A 17,461-nucleotide genomic window follows, 5' to 3' on the forward strand; every position below is an offset into this window, starting at 1 on the left:
AACCAGCCAACAAAAACTGGTTCTTTTCTCGAATCCCGTCGTCGCGGCTCGTCCGTGGCGGCGGGATTTACGTTAGTACCTAGCGGCCGTCAGGTGTTGATTTTGTTCGGATTTCATTGATTATCATGCGTTTTTCTACTCTGCGCCAGGGCCCTCAGGTCTGGCTTTCATTTATTGCGTTCCTATTTTTATCACTAACCACTGCTGGGCAAGCACAAGCCCAAACCGGGACCGTAACCGGCACTCTGTTGGAGCAAAGCAACGGGCAGCCAATTCCCTTCGCGAATGTTGTATTGCTGCGGGCCCAAGACTCTACCTTCATTTCGGGCGCTCAAACCACCGAGGCCGGCACCTTTACTGTGGAGAATGTCGCTTTTGGCGCCTACACCCTGCGGGCTACCATCTTAGGTTACCGGCCTGTGCGCCGCGCTGTTACACTGAGTGCTACCAATCCGGCCGTGGCGCTTGGGCCAGTGCGACTTGCTTCTACTACAACGCGCCTCAAGGAAGTAGTGGTGCAAGGCGAACGGGCCATTTTGACTGATAACCTTGACAAAAAGGTAATCGACGTATCGAAGGATCTGACGACTACCGGCGGCTCGGCTGTGGATGTGCTCCAGAATGTGCCTTCTGTAACGGTAGACCAAAGCGGCGCGGTGAGCCTCCGCGGCTCCGGCAACGTGACCATCTTCGTGGATGGCAAGCCGACCGGAGCCGCTGGCGGTGGCCGCTCGGCTGTGCTCGACCAGATTCCGGCCAGCAGTATCCAAAGTATTGAAGTTGTTACCAACCCTTCCTCGCGCTACGATGCGGAGGGTACAGCCGGCGTGATTAATATCATCCTAAAAAAAGAGCGCAAAGATGGTGTCAATGGGTTGGCGACTGTCACGGCCGGCACTAAGGACAAGTACAACAGTTCTCTGAGTTTGAACGCGCGCAAGGGCAAGCTGAATGTATTTGGTAGCTACGATTTCAGGCGCGACCGTCGCGTGGGCTCTGGCAATTCCTTCCAGACGTCTACTTTTCAGAATTCCGAACAGGTACAGCAAACCCGCATACTCGATCAGAACGAGCGGGGCCTCGACTACCGCACCTCTCACGCCGGCCGTTTCGGCTTCGATTATAATCTGACCGACTACCAAACGCTTACCCTAAGCGCGCAGCCCCGCTTCAATCGGCAGCAAGAGTTTGAGAATCAAGCCAACCGGCAGTCGACGCCAAATGGGGGAAATTTGCCCCCCGGCAGCAGCTTCGATCTAGCCAACTACGAGCGCGGCACTAACCGCTCGACCGACTACGCGCTGGATTACCGCCGCACCTGGAAAGGGCAGGCCCGCCGCGAGTTGGTAGCCAACGCTGTGTTCACCCCCATTCGCAGCGAAAACGAAACCATTACCAACCGCATTCCTTACGACGACTCGCCCTTTGTGCAGCAGCGCCAGCGCTTCGACAACGCCATTGATCAGGCTTCCGCTCAGATCGACTATGTGCATCCCTTCGGGGAAAAAGGCCGTTTGGAAGCTGGCTTTAAGAGCATACTGCGGCAGTTCGACGCCGACTATAAATTCTTTGATGGCACGGTCCAGAACGACTTACTATCCAACCGCTTCCGTTACGAGGAATACATTCAGGCGGGCTATGCTACATACGCCAACGCCACCGGCAAATGGAGCTACCAAGGCGGCCTGCGCCTGGAGCAAACCAACACCGAAGGCAACCAATTGGCCGTTGCTCAGGACACCACCTTCACCCGAAACTACCTGAACCTGTTTCCAAGCGCCGTGCTGGCTTACGACCTGACCAAGAATCAACGCTTGCAACTCAGTTACTCGCGCCGCCTCAACCGCCCCGGCGTTAACCAGCTCAATCCATTCGTTGACCGCTCTGAGCCGCTGAATACGCGCAGCGGCAATCCGGCTTTGCTGCCTGAGTATATCAACTCCTATGAGCTTGGTTTCCAGAAGTTTTTTGGGCAGTCCAACTCCTTTACCACCACTGTCTTTTATCGCCAAACCAACAACTCGGTGCAGCGTTTTCGCCAATTGGGCTTCAATGAGCAGCTGCAAGCACCCACCACCAACCAGACAATTTTGAACCTGGCCCGCGGCACTGCTTACGGGTTGGAACTGGTGGGCTCCACCTCAGTTGCCTCGTTTTGGAAGCTTAATGCCAACCTGTCGGGCTTTCGCAACATCATCGAAGGTACCGCGCCCGGCACCGACATCGACAACCGCAACTTCACCTATACGGGCCGGCTAAACAACAATTTCATGATTACCAAAAAGCTCGACGTTCAGTTCTCGGCCAACTACCGCTCGGCTGCCGTTACGGCCCAAGGACGGCGGGGAGAATTCTTCTTTACCGAGTTTGCCAGCAAATACACCGTGCTTAAAGACCGGGGCAGCATCACGTTGCGCGTGTCGGACGTGTTTAATACCCTGCGCTTTAACTTCGATTCGTTCGGGCCAGGCTTCGAGTCAGAAAATAGTTTTAAACGGGAAACCCGAGTGGGCTTTTTGGGCTTCACCTACCGATTTGGTGGCGCGCAGCAGCCAGAGCAGCGCCGTCGACGGGGCGACCAGCAGCAAGGCCCAGAGGACCCAAGTGAGGGTGTAGACTAGGTTTATAGCAGAAATAAAGCCGTGCCATTATATGCGCCACGGTTTTTTGTTTATTATCAATTTATTCATTATCAATAAATTAGGCTTTAAACAATAAATCTATAAAGCTTAATATCTACTTAGAAAAAAATAATTCGATCGAAATAATCCAAAAAGGCAGCTTCTGCTCAGTTTATACGTATTAGCCGCAGACTGCTCAGCTTTTTTCAGGGCAGCAACTTGGGGGTACGGCCCAAAATGTAGTGCCCGTTCTGTTTTGACTTCTATTAGGGAGACGCATTGCAGCGCCTTACCATGTAGTATTCTCTTATGCTTGATGTTCATCGCGAAATACTGCCGGATAGCTATCTACTGATACTGGCTCACGACCAGCACACTCCTGATGAGGAGAAGTTGAGTCGGGCGCTATTTCGGGCTAGTCGCAGCGAGAAGCGCGCTGTGTGGGTCGACTGTAGCTTACTGCATCATCTGCCAGCCGAGGCTATTGAGTTGCTGCTTGCTTATGCGTACCATTTGCGCTGCCAGGAGCGGCGGTTGGTGCTTTGCCACGTGCCGGAGGAAGTGCAGCACCATTTCCTCTACCTAGATGCTGCCTCTCAACCCCTTATGGTTTCCTCTCTGCTCGATGCCGCTTATGATGAGCACTAATAGCAGCTGGTTGTGTTTTTCACAAAAAAGCCCCCCAGAAACGTTTCTGGGGGGCTTTTTTGTGAATGCTCAATTCAAGCTTCCTGCAACCCAAGCATAAGCTTGATGACAATGGCTGGGTAAGGTCAGGCCAATCGTTGTTACCTTCGCGCCCAATTGAATCGTACCCGATGAGCATCCAGAAACCCAGCATTCCGAAAGGCACCCGCGATTTTGGTCCCGCCGTAGTGGCGCGCCGCAACTACATTTTTGGCGTTATCCGCCGCACATTCGAGTTGTTTGGCTACGCTCCGCTCGAAACCCCAACCCTCGAAAACCTTTCGGTGCTTACCGGCAAATACGGGGATGAAGGCGACCAACTGCTGTTTAAGGTTTTGAACTCGGGCGATTTCCTCAAGGATGTTGCACCGGAAGATATAGCTGACGGCACCCGTAAAGTGCTCCCTAAAATTGCCGAAAAAGGCCTGCGCTACGACCTCACCGTGCCTTTTGCCCGCTACGTAGTCATGAACCGTGGTACGCTCACCTTTCCTTTCAAGCGTTACCAGATTCAGCCAGTGTGGCGCGCCGACCGGCCTCAGCGCGGCCGCTACCGCGAGTTTTACCAGTGCGACGCCGACGTAGTAGGCACCGACTCGCTGCTCTGCGAGGCTGAAATTGTGCTAATGATGTGCGAGGTGCTCAATGGTATCGGGCTAACGGATTTCACTATTAAAATCAACCACCGGGGCGTACTGCGCAATATTTACCAAGCCCTCGGCGGCGAAGGCCGGGAATCGGATCTGTTTGTGGCTATCGACAAGCTGGACAAAATCGGGCGAGAAGGTGTGGAGAAAGAGCTAGCCGAACGCGGCTTTTCGCCCCAGGCCAGCGGACGGCTGTTTGAGCTGTTAGCCACCACGGGAAGCTTTGGCGAGAAGCTGCAAAAGCTCGAAGATGCTTTCCAGCAAGCTGGCCTAGCAGCTGATTGTCCTACAGCTGGCACCTCGCCATATAAAGGGTTAGGCGATCTGCGCAGCGTGCAGGAGTATCTAACCAGCTTCGGCTTCACGCAGTTCGACCACCTCGAATTCGACCCGACGCTAGCCCGTGGCCTCTCCTATTACACTGGCTGCATTTTCGAAATCAAAATCAACAACGTGAAAATCGGCAGCGTATCCGGCGGCGGACGCTACGACAACCTCACGGGCGCCTTCGGGCTGCCGGGCGTGTCGGGTGTGGGCTTCAGCTTTGGCGTTGATAGACTGTATGATTGCTTGGAAGAGCTCAATTTATTTCCGGCTGATGCTGCTACTACCACGCGCTGTTTGCTCGTCAACTTCGATGAAGAAGCTGGGCGGGCAGTTTTGCCGGTGTTGCGGCAGCTTCGGGCTGCTGGCATTCCCAGCGAGTTATACCACACCCCCGATAAGCTAGTGAAGCAATTCAAGTACGCCGACCAAAAAGGCATTCCCTATGTGCTTTTACAAGGCTCCGAAGAGCGGGCACAAAGTCTGTTTAAACTCAAGAACATGAGTACCGGCGAAGAGAAGTTGCTAGCGCTAGACGCGGTGCTCGAAAGCCTGGCACAGTAACTTACGTTGCTTAGCAGGGACAATAAACTCTGCGAACTTCTGCGGGAACCCGACGCCCACTCCGTCACCCAAAATCCCCTTCGATGTACGCCCTCGACCCCACCACCCATCTCAACCTTGCCACTTTAGAGCGTCTGCTGCGCGACCGTCCTAAAGTAGTTTTAAGTGAAGAAGCTCGGCAGCGCATTGCCACTTGCTATAATTACCTGCGCGACCGGCTGGAGCGGTCAGATGCGCCCGTGTATGGCATCAACACGGGTTTTGGAGCACTGTGCAATACCGGAATTGCCCCCCAGCAGCGGCAGCAGTTGCAGCTAAACCTGCTGATGTCGCATGCCTGCGGCACTGGGGAGGAAGTACCAGAAGAGGTAGTGCGGCTGATGCTTTTGCTTAAGGCCCAAAGCTTAAGCTACGGACATAGCGGCGTACAAGTAACTACCGTGCAACGTCTGCTCGACTTTTTCAACCGGGAAATGTATCCGGTGGTGTATCAGCAGGGCTCACTCGGAGCTAGTGGCGACCTGGCGCCCTTGGCTCACTTGTGCTTGCCCTTGCTCGGCCTGGGCGAAGTCAATTACCAGGGCTACCGTTTGGCGGCGGCCGATGCGCTGAGCTTATTCAGTTGGCCACCTATTGAGCTAGAAGCCAAAGAAGGGCTGGCTTTGCTCAATGGCACTCAGTTTATGTTGGCCTATGGAGTGCATTGCACGTTGCGTGCCCAGCGCTTGGCCCGCGCCGCCGATGTGGTGGGTGCCTTGTCGTTAGAAGCCTTTGGGGGGCAAAAAGAGCCATTTGATGCGCGTCTGCACCAGTTACGCCCCCACGCCGGGCAGCTAATTGCCGCTGAGCGTATTCGTCACTTTCTCACGGATAGCGAACTACAGGAGCAACCTAAGGCAGCCGTTCAGGATCCGTACTCTTTCCGCTGCCAGCCCCAGGTACACGGTGCCACCCGCGATGCCCTCACGTATGTAACGCAGGTGCTCGAAACCGAATGCAACGCTGTCACCGACAACCCCAATGTTTTCCCAGAAGATGATGCTATTCTCTCGGGGGGCAATTTTCATGGTCAGCCGCTGGCCTTAGCGCTCGATTTTCTAGCTATAGCTGTGGCCGAGTTGGGGGGCATTTCGGAGCGCCGCACCTATCAACTGCTTAGTGGGCAGCGCGGCCTACCGCCATTTTTAGTAGCCGAGCCGGGTCTGAACTCAGGACTGATGATTCCGCAGTATACCGCGGCCGGCATCGTGAGCCAAAATAAACAGCTCTGCACCCCTGCCTCCGTCGATAGTATTGTGAGTAGTAATGGACAGGAAGATCACGTGAGCATGGGCGCTAATGCTGCCACCAAAGCCCGCCACGTAGTGGAGAACACCGAGCAACTGCTAGGAATAGAGCTGCTTACCGCTGCTCAAGCACTGGCGTTTCGGCGTCCCTATCGCACCTCGGCTTTGCTGGAGCAAGTAATTGAGGATTTTCGGCAGAAAGTGGCCTTCGTAAGCCGCGACCGGGTCTTATATCCTGACTTACTAGCTGCTGCCGATTTTGTGCGTACTTACGAGTGGCCGTAAGGCTTATTCGGCAGGCTTGCTCCTTTTCGGGGATAACTTGCTAATTTTAGTATATCTCAAACGCAAATACCCGTTGGGCTCGTTATAAGCTTCGTGAAAAACATCTACCGACTCTTAGTACTGCTACCAGCATTGTTGCTGGCTACTTTAGCACCCGCTCAAACCTGTCCTCCACCTCCGCCAGGCGTCGATTTTGTTGCCCGTGATGCCTCTGGTAGTGAGGTAACAACCTTTTGCGTGGGCCGTGAAGTACGCTTCTTCGACACGAGCGCAGAAAAATTCACGCCGGTGCTGTATGCCAAAAGCGAAAATTGCCCTATTCCTACTAACGCAAACTTTGAATCCACCGCTTCTTATATCCCTACGGAAGAAGACGGGCGGCGAGGTTTCGTAATAGTTAGTCAGAATAGCGTACAGCCAGGTGGAGGCAGAGGCTTTCTGGTTTCGAAACGCTTTGATGTTAAGAGAACTGATGCGCCGACATTTACCATTTCCGTTTGCTCCGATGAGCTAGTAGAAGTCAATATCACTGATCAAATTTATGCAGCCAACCTGTATACCGTAAAAGTAGGTGACGCTGAAACGAAAAATGTGGAACGAGGGCAGCCTCGGTTCTACGCCATTCCTACTGGTGCAACTACGGTAACGGTTACGGGGAGTCATGCCGGCAATAACTCTTGTACTAACAGTGATACTAAGTCATTCACTCCAATTGCTCGACCGCGTCGACCATCTATTCGGCAACTGACCGTTCGTAATAGCAATATTGAATTTGATGTTACGGACTTGCAAGCCAATTTTCGGTATGAGATTCAGGTAGCGGAGATCGGCGCCCCTGGTGGTTACCGTACGGTAAACACTTTCGGTGGTAACGATGCAATTAACGGCAGCATCCTCCACACTGTAACTAACTCACCATTGCCAGGTTGCTATCGGGTACGCCCTGCCTCGACTTGTCCGGCTAGCTCTGGTGCTAATTTTCCAGCCTCTATGGAAGTGTGCACTGTAGATTTAGGAACAGTGAGCGTAGTTTCTACATCTAGTAATGGGCAAAACCACCTTATCTGGACCACATTTGACCCTATTGTTAGCACTTTCGTGGTGCGCCGGGATGAGCGTATTATAGCGACCCTACCTGGCAGTGACCGGGAGTATATAGACACGACTGCCAGTTGTGGTACTACTTACGCTTACAAAGTAACTGCCTTGATAAATAGGACTGCTTCTGAGTCCAATACCTCATCTGTACTGACAGCGGCGGGTCGGCCGCCACTACCTCCGCGCTTAGTGGCCACTTTTACGCTAAGCAATGAGGTGGAGCTATATGCGACCAATGCAGTAGGTCAGCCCCTACCGAATGAGCTTACCTTTTTGCGCACATCGCCTAACCCAGCAGACGTAGGAGTGGTAAATGCACCAATTATTCGTGATGCACCAACTGATCTAAATGTAAGCACACCACCCACTTACGTAGCACGACGCCGCGATGCCTGCGGTAGCCTCTCGGCCGATAGCGACCCAGCAGCCCCTGTAGTCCTGGCCGCTGATCCTCAACCAGACGGTGCCCGCTTCACTTGGTCAGCCTTGGTAGGCCCCGATCCTTCCATACCCGTGCGCTATCAGATTATACGTATCGCGCTTAATGGAGCCACTATTGACACCCAACCTACTACGGGTTTAAGCTTTGTCGATTCGGAGCCACCTTCTAATCAAAGCACTGTGCGTTACCGCATCGAGGCTACGGGGGGTGGTTTGGTGACGGCTAGCTATTCCAATCTAGTAAACGTGACGCAAACTCCGCGTTTGGCTATGCCAACTGCCTTTTCGCCCAATGGCGACGGGCTGAATGATGTGCTACAAGTAAGGGGCAAGTTTATTGGCACCTTTACTTTCACCATCATCGACCGCAATGGTCAGGAGGTATTCCGGAGTACTGACCGCAGTCAAAGCTGGGATGGCCGCATCAACGGCCGGGAGCCCGTACCGGGTGCATACGCTTGGCGCTTCGAGTCAATCACTGATGAGGGTAAGCCCTTTGTACAGCACGGCGCCATTACGATTGTCCGGTAGAGGCGCTCAGCGAATAGAGCTATAAAGCCAACCTACGACGGCGCTTAAGGCAATCAACACAATCATATTCACCTTTAGCCAATGCAGCGCAACAACTGATAGCAGAACCCAGATTACGCTAAACCAATCGATGGATTCCGCTCCTTGCGGCCACACGACAGCGCGACCGAGGTATAAAGCCAGATTCAAGATAACACCAACTACGGCGGCAGTTACTACTCCTAGCGTCGCTTTGATGCGCTCATCTTGACGGGTGCGCTCGATGAGCGGTGCACCTATGAATATGAAGAGAAAGCTGGGTAGAAATGTGTAGAATGCGGTAAGAGCAAGACCCGCCGCCCCCCAGGCCACAGAATGACCCCCATGCCGCCACGCCCCCATAAACCCCACGAAAACCAACACAATAATAAGTGGGCCGGGGGTCGTTTCGCCAAGGGCCAGGCCATCTATCATTTCCAAGCGCGTAAGCCAGTCAAACTGCTCTACTGCCACTTGGGCCACGTAGGGTAATACCGCATAAGCTCCGCCAAAAGTCACAAAGGCGGCCGTTGTAAAGAAAACCGTTAGCTGGCGCCAAAAGGCCCAATCACCCGTTAGCGCTCCTGCCAGCAGCAACGGCAGCAGCCATAGTATCACTGCCACCGCTAGGAGGCGCAGTATGCGGCCGCTGAGCCGGAACGAATAGTGAGGCTGACTACGAACTAGAGCAGACTCCGCGGATACAGCACCACCGAGCCAAGTTGGCTGCCAGCGTTGCACGGTCATGCCGATAAAAATGGCCCCCAGCACTACCACTGTAAACGGAACCCTTGCAATAGCCAAGGCTACAAAGCTCAACGCCGCCACACCCAAATGCAGTGGAGTCCGCACTGATTTTTGGCCTATTTTAAATAACGCCCCCAGTACAATAGCCACTACCGCTGGCTTCAGGCCATACAGTATGCCAGCCACTGCGGGTAAGGTTCCCCAGGCAACGTACGCCCAACTGAGGCCAAATAACAGCACCGCCGAGGGCAACACAAATAAAACTCCGGCAGCAAGCCCGCCCCGCACACCATGCAGCAGCCAGCCAATGTAAGTAGCCAGCTGCTGAGCTTCAGGACCAGGCAACAGCATGCAGTAGTTGAGGGCGTGCAGAAACCGTTCTTCCGTCAGCCACTGGCGCCGCTCTACCACGTACTCATGCATGATGGCAATTTGCCCGGCGGGCCCACCAAAGCTGATAAACCCGAGCTTTAGCCAGAAACGCAAAGCATCACGAAAAGCAACGGCGGAAATAGCGGTTTCCATAGCGCGCTAAAGTATAGAAACTGATCCGCTGGCTAGTTTACTTCTGATCTGCATTAGTGCTTCATGCTTTTCATTGCTTTGCCCTGCCCAAGCTGATCGAGGGCCGCGCGAAAGCCACGCGCCAACTGAGCGGCAGGCCCTTGACCATAGTAATGCAGAAATATCATGCGTGGTTGGTCGCCGAGCATATGATTGTGCACGGCCACTACTTCCAGATTGTTTGCTCGTAGCGCTCTAATTACCTGATTTACCTCGTTTTCGAGCATGGCAATATCTCCGGCTACGTGGGCTGCATCGCTGCTGCCGGCGAAAGAAGCCCAGGAGTTCAGGCCAATTGCGGCCGTCATTTCGGCACCCATGGCTAGCACTTGCAAATCGTCGCGCCCTACGGTGTATTTATAAGTGGGGCCATTCACAGTACCCGCGTATTTCACAATGGCATCGAGGGCAGGTACATCAAACAATTCCTTACCCGTACGGGCTGGGGCCGGACCTGCCGGTGGCTGATTAGCCGGCAGTAGCTTCGAGGCCTTGATGGTAGCGGCGTAGTTGCGCGCTAGCTCTTCCACGCTGCCCATGCCATGCACGTGCATATAGAATATTCGGGGCTCTTCGTAAAAGAAGTGGTTGTGTATGGCCCCAATTTCCAGCCCGTTGGCGTGCGCAGCCGAAATCAACGGGTTTACCTCTTCCTGCAGCAGCACCGTGTCGCTCATCAGTACCGCCGATTTGCCATCTAGGGTCTTTTTTACCGACACCCAACCGCCGAAGCCAAAAGGAATAGGCACTGGTTCACCTTTCACACTCACCTTCAAATCATTGCGCGGCAGCGGCGTCGTGTGGGTGGCTTGGGCTTCCACGTACGTGCCTTTTTTGCCTAAGGCTGATTCAATAGCGATTATTTCGGCAGCGCTCAAAGCCGGGGTTTTGCCGGCGGGGGGCATTTTTTCGGCCTTCAGCGCAGTAGTGCCCCAAACGGCGCCGGCGCTAAGCAAGGCCGTAGCGCGCAGGGCCTCGCGTCGGGAAAGGTGAAAGTTGGTCATGGAGTTGGGTGGAAGTCTGGGCTTTAAAAGGAGCCGTATTAATTCGGAGGCGATATTGTCTCTAACTACGTACGCTGCCCGCGAGTTACCAAATCGATTAACTAGCCAATGGTAGTGTATTTTACCAATCTAGTCGCGCCACTAGCTTTGCCAAACGGACTACCTTTGTGCCGCGCCTCCGTACAGCGAGTATAGGTGTCCTGGGCAGTCGTAGCCTACTTCAAAACACGCTCCAGGCAATACAAAATGCTATAGCAGCATGCTGGGCAACCAGCTTCTGGCTGTAGCCGATCAATTTTAAAACCTCATTTAAACGCTCTCAGAGCATTTTTTGGCTTATGTTTGATATGATGGGCATGATGGGCAAAGTGAAGGAGCTTCAGGAGAAAATGAAGCAGGCCCAAGAAGAATTACAGTTCCTGACCGCATCTGCCGAGTCGGGTGGTGGCTTGGTGAAGGCAACGGCTAATGGCAAGCGCCACGTTGTGAAGCTCGAAATAGACGAGTCCCTACTCACGCCTCAAGACCGTGAAATGCTGGCCGACCTCGTGGTGGCTGCCGTCAACAAGGCGCTCGATGAAGTAGGCGAGAAAGCCAAAGAAGAACTCAAAAACAAAACGGCCGGTTTGATGCCCAATCTTCCGGGCCTCGATCTTGGCAATTTTGGCCTCTGATTTCCTGCCCTCTTCTAGTCCTTTGCTTAGCCACGTAGCCGTTGTCATTCTGAACTGGAATGGCCGCGAACTGCTGCGCGAGTTTTTGCCCTCCGTGCTGGCCCATTCCGAAGGAGCGCGGATAATTGTAGTTGATAATGCCTCTACTGATGACTCTGTAGAGGTGTTGGGGGGCATTTTTCCGACGGTCGAAGTGATTCGGCACCCCGAAAATCTGGGTTTTTGTGCCGGCTACAACCAAGCATTAAACCAGATTGAGGCGTCTTATTACGTGTTGCTCAATTCTGACGTAGCCGTGACTCCCAGCTGGCTGCGGCCTATGGTTGAGCTGCTAGAGCAGCGCCCAACCATTGCGGCTTGCCAGCCCAAGCTCCTAGCCTACGCAGACCCAACCCAGTTTGAGTACGCCGGGGCCGGCGGCGGCTACCTCGACCGTTTGGGCTACCCTTTCTGTCGTGGCCGGCTCTTCGAAACCCTCGAAACCGACCACGGCCAGTATAATGACACCTGTCCGGTAGCTTGGGCTAGCGGCGCCTGTATGCTGGTTCGCGCCAGCGCCTGGCACAAGCTAGGAGGTCTTGATACTGCCTTTTTCGCCCATATGGAGGAAATTGACCTATGCTGGCGCTTCTGGAATGCTGGCTATGAGGTATGGTACCAAGGCAATAGCACGGTTTATCACGTAGGTGGCGGCACGCTGCACAAATCCAACCCGCGCAAAACCTACCTCAACTTCCGCAATGGTCTAGCACTATTATACAAAAATACCCCCCAACAGGAGCTGGGGGGCATTTTTGTTCAGCGCATTTTTCTAGACTGGATTGCTGCTGGCCGCATGCTATTACAAGGAGCCACCGCCGATGCCCGGGCAGTGTTGCGAGCCCACCGAGATTTTTTCAAGAACCGGGTGTATTGGCGGCGCCAACGTCAGGCTACTCCCCACTTGCGAGTGTTGGAGCGCCCTGGCGTGTATAAAGGTAGTTTGGTATGGGCGTATTTTGGACTTGGGAAGCACCAATTTACCGATCTACAGATCCCAAACAGTGCTTCGCTGCCGGCGCAGGGCCCGGCGCACGTTCATCCAGAAAGCCAGCGCAAAGTATAAAACTACCGGCGAGCCAAAGGTGAAGAACGAAGCATACACGAAGGATAATCGTACGCTGCTAGTGGAGAAGCCCAGCCGGTTCCCCAAGGCGTTGCAGACCCCGAAGCTCTGCTTTTCGATGAAGTCGGTTAATTGTCTCATTGCTCCTCAGTATTAGCCTATTATGTGGCTTATGATTGGTCAAAATAACGATAAAAACGTCGGATACCAAGCTTGAAAAAGTAAGTATCAGGCAATTTTCGCCGCCGTGTAGAAGTTTTACGTTTCTTGGCTCGAAGTTTTAACTCGATTCTCCGCCCTGAATTTCCTTTATGAAAGTTGCTTTCCGTCCGCTTTTATCCGCTTTCTTTTGCCTAACGGTAATGGCGTTACCAAGTTGTACGCTACCCCGAATGCTAAAGGTTGCGCAGGCTGGCCAAGAAGTGCGCGTACAACCAGCAGTGCTCGAAAGTAACGGCGAAAATGTGTTGTTTGAGGTGACGGCCAAGGTTCCGGCACGCCACCTGCGTAAAGGCAAAGCTTACAACCTCGACCTTAGCTACCACTACGATAATGGCCTGCGCCAAGACACTCTGGGCCGCATCACCTTCGTATCAGGCGAGTATCTGTACGATGACCAGGACAAGAATAAGCTCGTCATTACCAAGCAGTTCTCGTTTCCTTATTCACCCCGCAAGAATCCTGGCACCCTGGTAGCCCGGCCCGACGCGCGCCGACTCAAGCCGGGGGGCAAAATCGTGAAGGGCACCGAGCTACCCCTCGCCCGCGGCATCGTGACTACTGCCCGCCTCGTGGTGCGCCAAGATTCAGCGGTGAGCCTGCTGCCCGAAAAAGCCAGCAACAACCGCAGTGGTACCCGCGTGCTGCCCTTTTTCTTTGACGCTGGTCAATCGGCCATTCGCAACTATCTGGGTACCAATGTAGCTGCACTGGAAGATTTTATCGACTCCAACCAGCGCACCGAGCGAGTCATGATTGTCGCCGGCCACTCCCCCGATTCCCTCGATGCCCACGACCCGCGCCTAGCTGATAAGCGCGTGCAGGCACTGGCTAAATACTACAAGCAGCGTGTCGATGGCTTTTCCTATATAAGCTCGGTGAAAAGCATTGATTTTGAAACCTATACCTATCGCCGCCGCTGGGATTTATTTCTCAATAAGGTGCAGGAGTCAGCGCTCAAGCCCGACCAGATAGATTCGGTTGTTATGATTATGAATGACACGCGCGGCACCTTTGCTCAGAAGGAAAAGCAGTTGCACAAGCTTTCCTTTTTCGATTATCTGGAAGAATACGTCTACCCGGTGTTGCGCTTTGGCACCGTGGCGGTGCAGTACACCGCCCCACCACGCTACGACTCAGAAGTGTATCTGCTGTCGAAAAAAATAGTGGAGAAAGCCGCCGAAACCGACGCCCTCACGCCAGAGGAATTACGTTACTCCGCTACGCTCACCCCTCTGCTCGCCGAGAAGCAGCGTATTTACGAAACCGCAGTTGCTACCACTGGCCGCTGGGAAGCCTACCACAATTTGGCGGTAGTGCTATTGCTACGCTCCGAAAAAGAGATAACCGAGAAGGCTATCCGCTCTTACCAGCGACGGGCTGCCACCTACTTTACTCTGGCCGCTCACCGCAACCCCACAGCCGAGCTATTCTTTCGTGTGGCCACTGCTTTTCACCGCGCCGGCGACCAGCTCGAAGCGCTTCAGAATTATGACTACGCCATTAAGCTCGGCGGCCCACGCCCGGTACTGGAAAAAGTATTCTCTGATAAAGCAGCTCTAGAAATCGAAATTGGCCAGCTCGACGACGCGTTGCGCAGCCTTAGTTTCGGGAGTAAGTCCTACCAGAACACCATGAATCTTGCCTTGATTTACTTGATCAAGCAAAGCTACGATGGTGCTATGAAGCTATATCAGGAAGCGCTGGCCCAAAAACCGAATGACGCGCTGGCATATTATTGCATGGCAGTAGTAGCGGCCCGCGCTCGCGACGAAAATCTTGTAGGCACTCATCTACGCCAAGCCGTGGCCTTGGATCGGGATTTCGCCCAGCGTGCGGTGGAGGATTTAGAGTTTAGTGGCTACACTAGCTCAAAATCGTTTTTGGAAGCGCTACGGTAAGAGAATAAAGAACGCCTCTCCCTTACTCCTACAAGTATGGAACAGGCGTTCTTTATTCTCTATTTGTCCCGGCGCGCTGTGCGTTGTAGCTTTACGGGCCGGTGTAGCGCCGGCTTTTCTGTTTTTGACCTCTCGATTTCGTTAACCAGAATAACCTATGCGGACCATCCAATTCCGGGAAGCCCTGCGCGAAGCCATGTCTGAAGAAATGCGTCGCGACCCGCGCGTGTTCCTGATGGGCGAAGAAGTAGCCGAGTACAACGGCGCCTACAAAGTAAGCCAGGGCATGCTCGACGAGTTCGGGGCCGAGCGTGTAATTGATACGCCCATCGCTGAGCTAGGCTTTGCCGGCATCGGTGTAGGCGCAGCCATGAACGGCCTGCTGCCCATCATCGAGTTTATGACCTTCAACTTCTCGCTGGTAGCCATTGATCAGGTTATCAACTCGGCAGCGAAGATGTACTCGATGTCTGGGGGGCAATACTCGATTCCGATCGTGTTTCGTGGGCCTACTGGTAGCGCCGGTATGCTGTCCAGCCAACACTCACAGAATTTTGAGAACTGGTTTGCCAATACGCCCGGCCTGAAAGTAGTTGTCCCGAGCAATCCTTATGATGCGAAAGGCTTGCTCAAAAGTGCCATCCGCGACCCAGATCCTGTGATTTTCATGGAGTCGGAGCAGATGTACGGCGACAAAGGCGAAGTACCTGAAGAAGAGTATCTGCTGGAAATTGGTAAGGCCAATATTGTACGCCCCGGCACGAGCGTGACTATCGTGAGCTTCGGCAAAATGATGAAAATCGCATTGGCCGCCGCTGACGAGCTAGCCAAGGATGGAGTAGAAGCCGAAGTTATCGACCTGCGCTCGGTACGCCCAATCGACTACGATACTCTGATAGAATCGGTGAAGAAGACGAACCGCATTGTGATTGTGGAGGAGGCTTGGCCTTTAGCCAGCATCAGCGCCGAACTCACTTACACCATTCAGCGCCGCGCCTTCGATTACCTCGACGCGCCCGTGGTTCGTATTACCTGCATGGATGTACCTCTCCCCTACGCGCCTACCCTCATTGAGGCGTCGCTGCCAAACGTGGAGCGCACAGTGAAAGCAGTAAAGGAAGTGATGTACCAGAAGGCCTAGGACCTTCTTTTATAACTTAACAAGCAACGCCCGGCTCCATGTCGGGCGTTGCTTGTTTATTCCTAGTATTGGAAATTCGGCCTTACTATACCTAGTACAGCAGCTTTTGCACGCAGCCCGGACACAGGGTTTTACCCACAGCTTCGGATAGCCACCAGCAGCCCGCTACCCACGCTATCAGACCAAGCCCTGCTACTACGCCTACCAGCGGGCGTGCCCGAAAGCGTTGCCACCACTCGGCGGGAGAAAAAAGAAGCGTTGCTAGGGTGAGGAGCAGCAGATGTAAGGGCAAGAGAAATCGGTTTTCGATGGCAATGGGCAGCGCAGCGGCGCAAGGCAGCAGCAGGGCCAGCAGCACCCACTTATGTTGCCAGTTCAACTGCTTAGGCCGAATAGTAGTAAGGGCTAGGGCTAGCAGCACGTAGTTAAGCAGCTTTAATGCCGACGATTCCGGGCTGGCAGCATCCAAGCGGTAGGGCGTGGGATAACGAATATCCAGGCCGTTGAACAGATGGCGACAGTAGCGCAGAAAGAAATCCAGTGGCTGTTGCAGCACTATGCTCGCATATTGCCCATAGGACGCGTATTCGCGCTGGTTTAATCGCTCAAATAGCTTCACCCCCGACTCGTCCGCGTAGGGCAGCGCCCCCGGATGGGTCAGGGCGCCGTCGTAGAGCTGCACGCGCGTGCCCCAGGCCAATTGCTTCAGATAAAACGGTCCTTTCTGACCATTAAGGCGCGTGAGAACAAGAGGAGTATTTTCCTCGAAATGAATTCGATTGATAGCCCACTGCGGACCCAGCGTAAGGGCTATACCGACAACTAAGGCGGCCCAACGCCAGCCCGTACGCTGGGGGTGGCGCTGGCTCCACCACACGGCTAGGCCCAGAAAAGGCAACAGACTAACCAAGTATACCGGGCGCGAATTGAAAGTAGCCGCGATACTCAGCCCCGCCACCAACCACGCCAGCATATTACGTTTGCTCAATAGCCACAAGCTTAGCACCAGCGTTGCCAACGCGGGCATATCGGTAAGTGTGAAGCTGAAGAAGTCGCGCCAGAAGAGAAATCCTGCCAGCACGAACAGCACCCAGCGTCCTGCCCCAATTCTCCGACCCGTCAGGCTGGTCCACAGGCCCGGAATCAGGCAACCAAACAGCAGTGCCGCCCATACAGAGCCCAGCATTTTGGCCGCCGTGAGCATCGAGCAGTCAGTGAAGAACCGATAAGCCAGAGCCGGAAACATAAGCAGCGGCCCCACATACCCGCGCAACGGATCATCGTAGTAAAGCAAGGAAAATGATTGATGATGGCGCTGAAACTTTACGGCTATCACCCAGTAGTGTACCGCATCGTGCTGCAGACGGCCGTCCTGATAATCATTCAGCGGCAGATAAATCAGGTACAAAACCCACACAAAGGCAATTTGCCAGCCCACGGCCAGCGGGCGCCTTAAAAAATCCTGCACCTTACTCCAAATCATAGTTGCGTGGCAGCTTACCTGCTCTACCTTACTTTCCTATATATCATCTGCGAACCAGAAGCCTCATAAAGGCAGTTACTTGTGTCTGGGGGGCATTTTTTGCGTATCTTTTGCCAAAGCT

13 protein-coding genes are annotated in these 17,461 nt (G+C 53.9%); 9 read left to right on the plus strand and 4 right to left on the minus strand.

Annotated elements, in window-relative coordinates:
- Positions 1-125: 125 nt before the first annotated feature.
- From ACW9KT_RS10955 to ACW9KT_RS10975, 5 genes are all read left to right on the plus strand, one after another.
- Positions 126-2,621 (plus strand): TonB-dependent receptor domain-containing protein, encoded by a 2,496-nt coding sequence (locus ACW9KT_RS10955; RefSeq protein WP_457080261.1) that lies wholly within the window; start codon positions 126-128, stop codon positions 2,619-2,621.
- 309 nt (positions 2,622-2,930) lie between these two features.
- Entirely contained in the window at positions 2,931-3,269 is a 339-nt protein-coding gene (locus tag ACW9KT_RS10960) for a hypothetical protein (protein ID WP_457080263.1), read from the plus strand.
- A 170-nt stretch (positions 3,270-3,439) separates the two neighbouring features.
- A complete protein-coding gene (hisS, locus tag ACW9KT_RS10965; RefSeq protein WP_457080265.1) occupies positions 3,440-4,843 on the plus strand; it encodes a histidine--tRNA ligase in 1,404 nt (467 codons plus the stop codon).
- Between the two features lie 83 nt (positions 4,844-4,926).
- Positions 4,927-6,414, plus strand: coding sequence for a histidine ammonia-lyase (gene hutH, locus ACW9KT_RS10970; RefSeq protein ID WP_457080267.1), 1,488 nt, complete (start codon positions 4,927-4,929; stop codon positions 6,412-6,414).
- Positions 6,415-6,507: 93 nt separating this feature from the next.
- Positions 6,508-8,484: a T9SS type B sorting domain-containing protein gene (locus tag ACW9KT_RS10975; protein ID WP_457080269.1), complete on the plus strand. Its 1,977-nt coding sequence runs from the start codon at positions 6,508-6,510 to the stop codon at positions 8,482-8,484.
- 6 nt (positions 8,485-8,490) lie between these two features.
- Here ACW9KT_RS10975 and chrA read toward each other — a convergent pair whose 3' ends face one another.
- Positions 8,491-9,774 (minus strand): chromate efflux transporter, encoded by a 1,284-nt coding sequence (gene chrA / locus ACW9KT_RS10980; RefSeq protein WP_457080271.1) that lies wholly within the window; start codon positions 9,772-9,774, stop codon positions 8,491-8,493.
- Between the two features lie 53 nt (positions 9,775-9,827).
- On the minus strand, positions 9,828-10,817 hold the full coding sequence (locus ACW9KT_RS10985; protein ID WP_457080273.1) for a DUF1259 domain-containing protein: 990 nt from the start codon (positions 10,815-10,817) through the stop codon (positions 9,828-9,830).
- A 338-nt stretch (positions 10,818-11,155) separates the two neighbouring features.
- Between ACW9KT_RS10985 and ACW9KT_RS10990 the strand changes: the two genes are divergently transcribed.
- Both ACW9KT_RS10990 and ACW9KT_RS10995 read left to right on the plus strand, forming a co-directional pair.
- The gene (locus tag ACW9KT_RS10990) at positions 11,156-11,491 is read left to right on the plus strand and encodes a YbaB/EbfC family nucleoid-associated protein (RefSeq protein WP_457080275.1); all 336 of its coding nucleotides are present in this window, start codon (positions 11,156-11,158) and stop codon (positions 11,489-11,491) included.
- A 22-nt stretch (positions 11,492-11,513) separates the two neighbouring features.
- A complete protein-coding gene (locus tag ACW9KT_RS10995; protein WP_457080277.1) occupies positions 11,514-12,596 on the plus strand; it encodes a glycosyltransferase family 2 protein in 1,083 nt (360 codons plus the stop codon).
- Here ACW9KT_RS10995 and ACW9KT_RS11000 read toward each other — a convergent pair.
- The gene (locus ACW9KT_RS11000) at positions 12,519-12,737 is read right to left on the minus strand and encodes a PspC domain-containing protein (protein ID WP_187311270.1); all 219 of its coding nucleotides are present in this window, start codon (positions 12,735-12,737) and stop codon (positions 12,519-12,521) included. The genes ACW9KT_RS10995 and ACW9KT_RS11000 overlap by 78 nt on opposite strands.
- A gap of 251 nt (positions 12,738-12,988) precedes the next feature.
- Here ACW9KT_RS11000 and ACW9KT_RS11005 point away from each other — a divergent pair, with 251 nt between their 5' ends.
- Positions 12,989-14,716: a tetratricopeptide repeat protein gene (locus ACW9KT_RS11005; RefSeq protein WP_457080279.1), complete on the plus strand. Its 1,728-nt coding sequence runs from the start codon at positions 12,989-12,991 to the stop codon at positions 14,714-14,716.
- A 157-nt stretch (positions 14,717-14,873) separates the two neighbouring features.
- Positions 14,874-15,857, plus strand: coding sequence for a pyruvate dehydrogenase complex E1 component subunit beta (locus ACW9KT_RS11010; protein ID WP_457080281.1), 984 nt, complete (start codon positions 14,874-14,876; stop codon positions 15,855-15,857).
- Between the two features lie 91 nt (positions 15,858-15,948).
- Here the strand turns inward: ACW9KT_RS11010 and ACW9KT_RS11015 are convergent, their stop codons facing one another.
- The gene (locus ACW9KT_RS11015) at positions 15,949-17,340 is read right to left on the minus strand and encodes a hypothetical protein (protein ID WP_457080283.1); all 1,392 of its coding nucleotides are present in this window, start codon (positions 17,338-17,340) and stop codon (positions 15,949-15,951) included.
- Positions 17,341-17,461: the final 121 nt, after the last annotated feature.

This window comes from Hymenobacter sp. HD11105 (assembly GCF_054051685.1).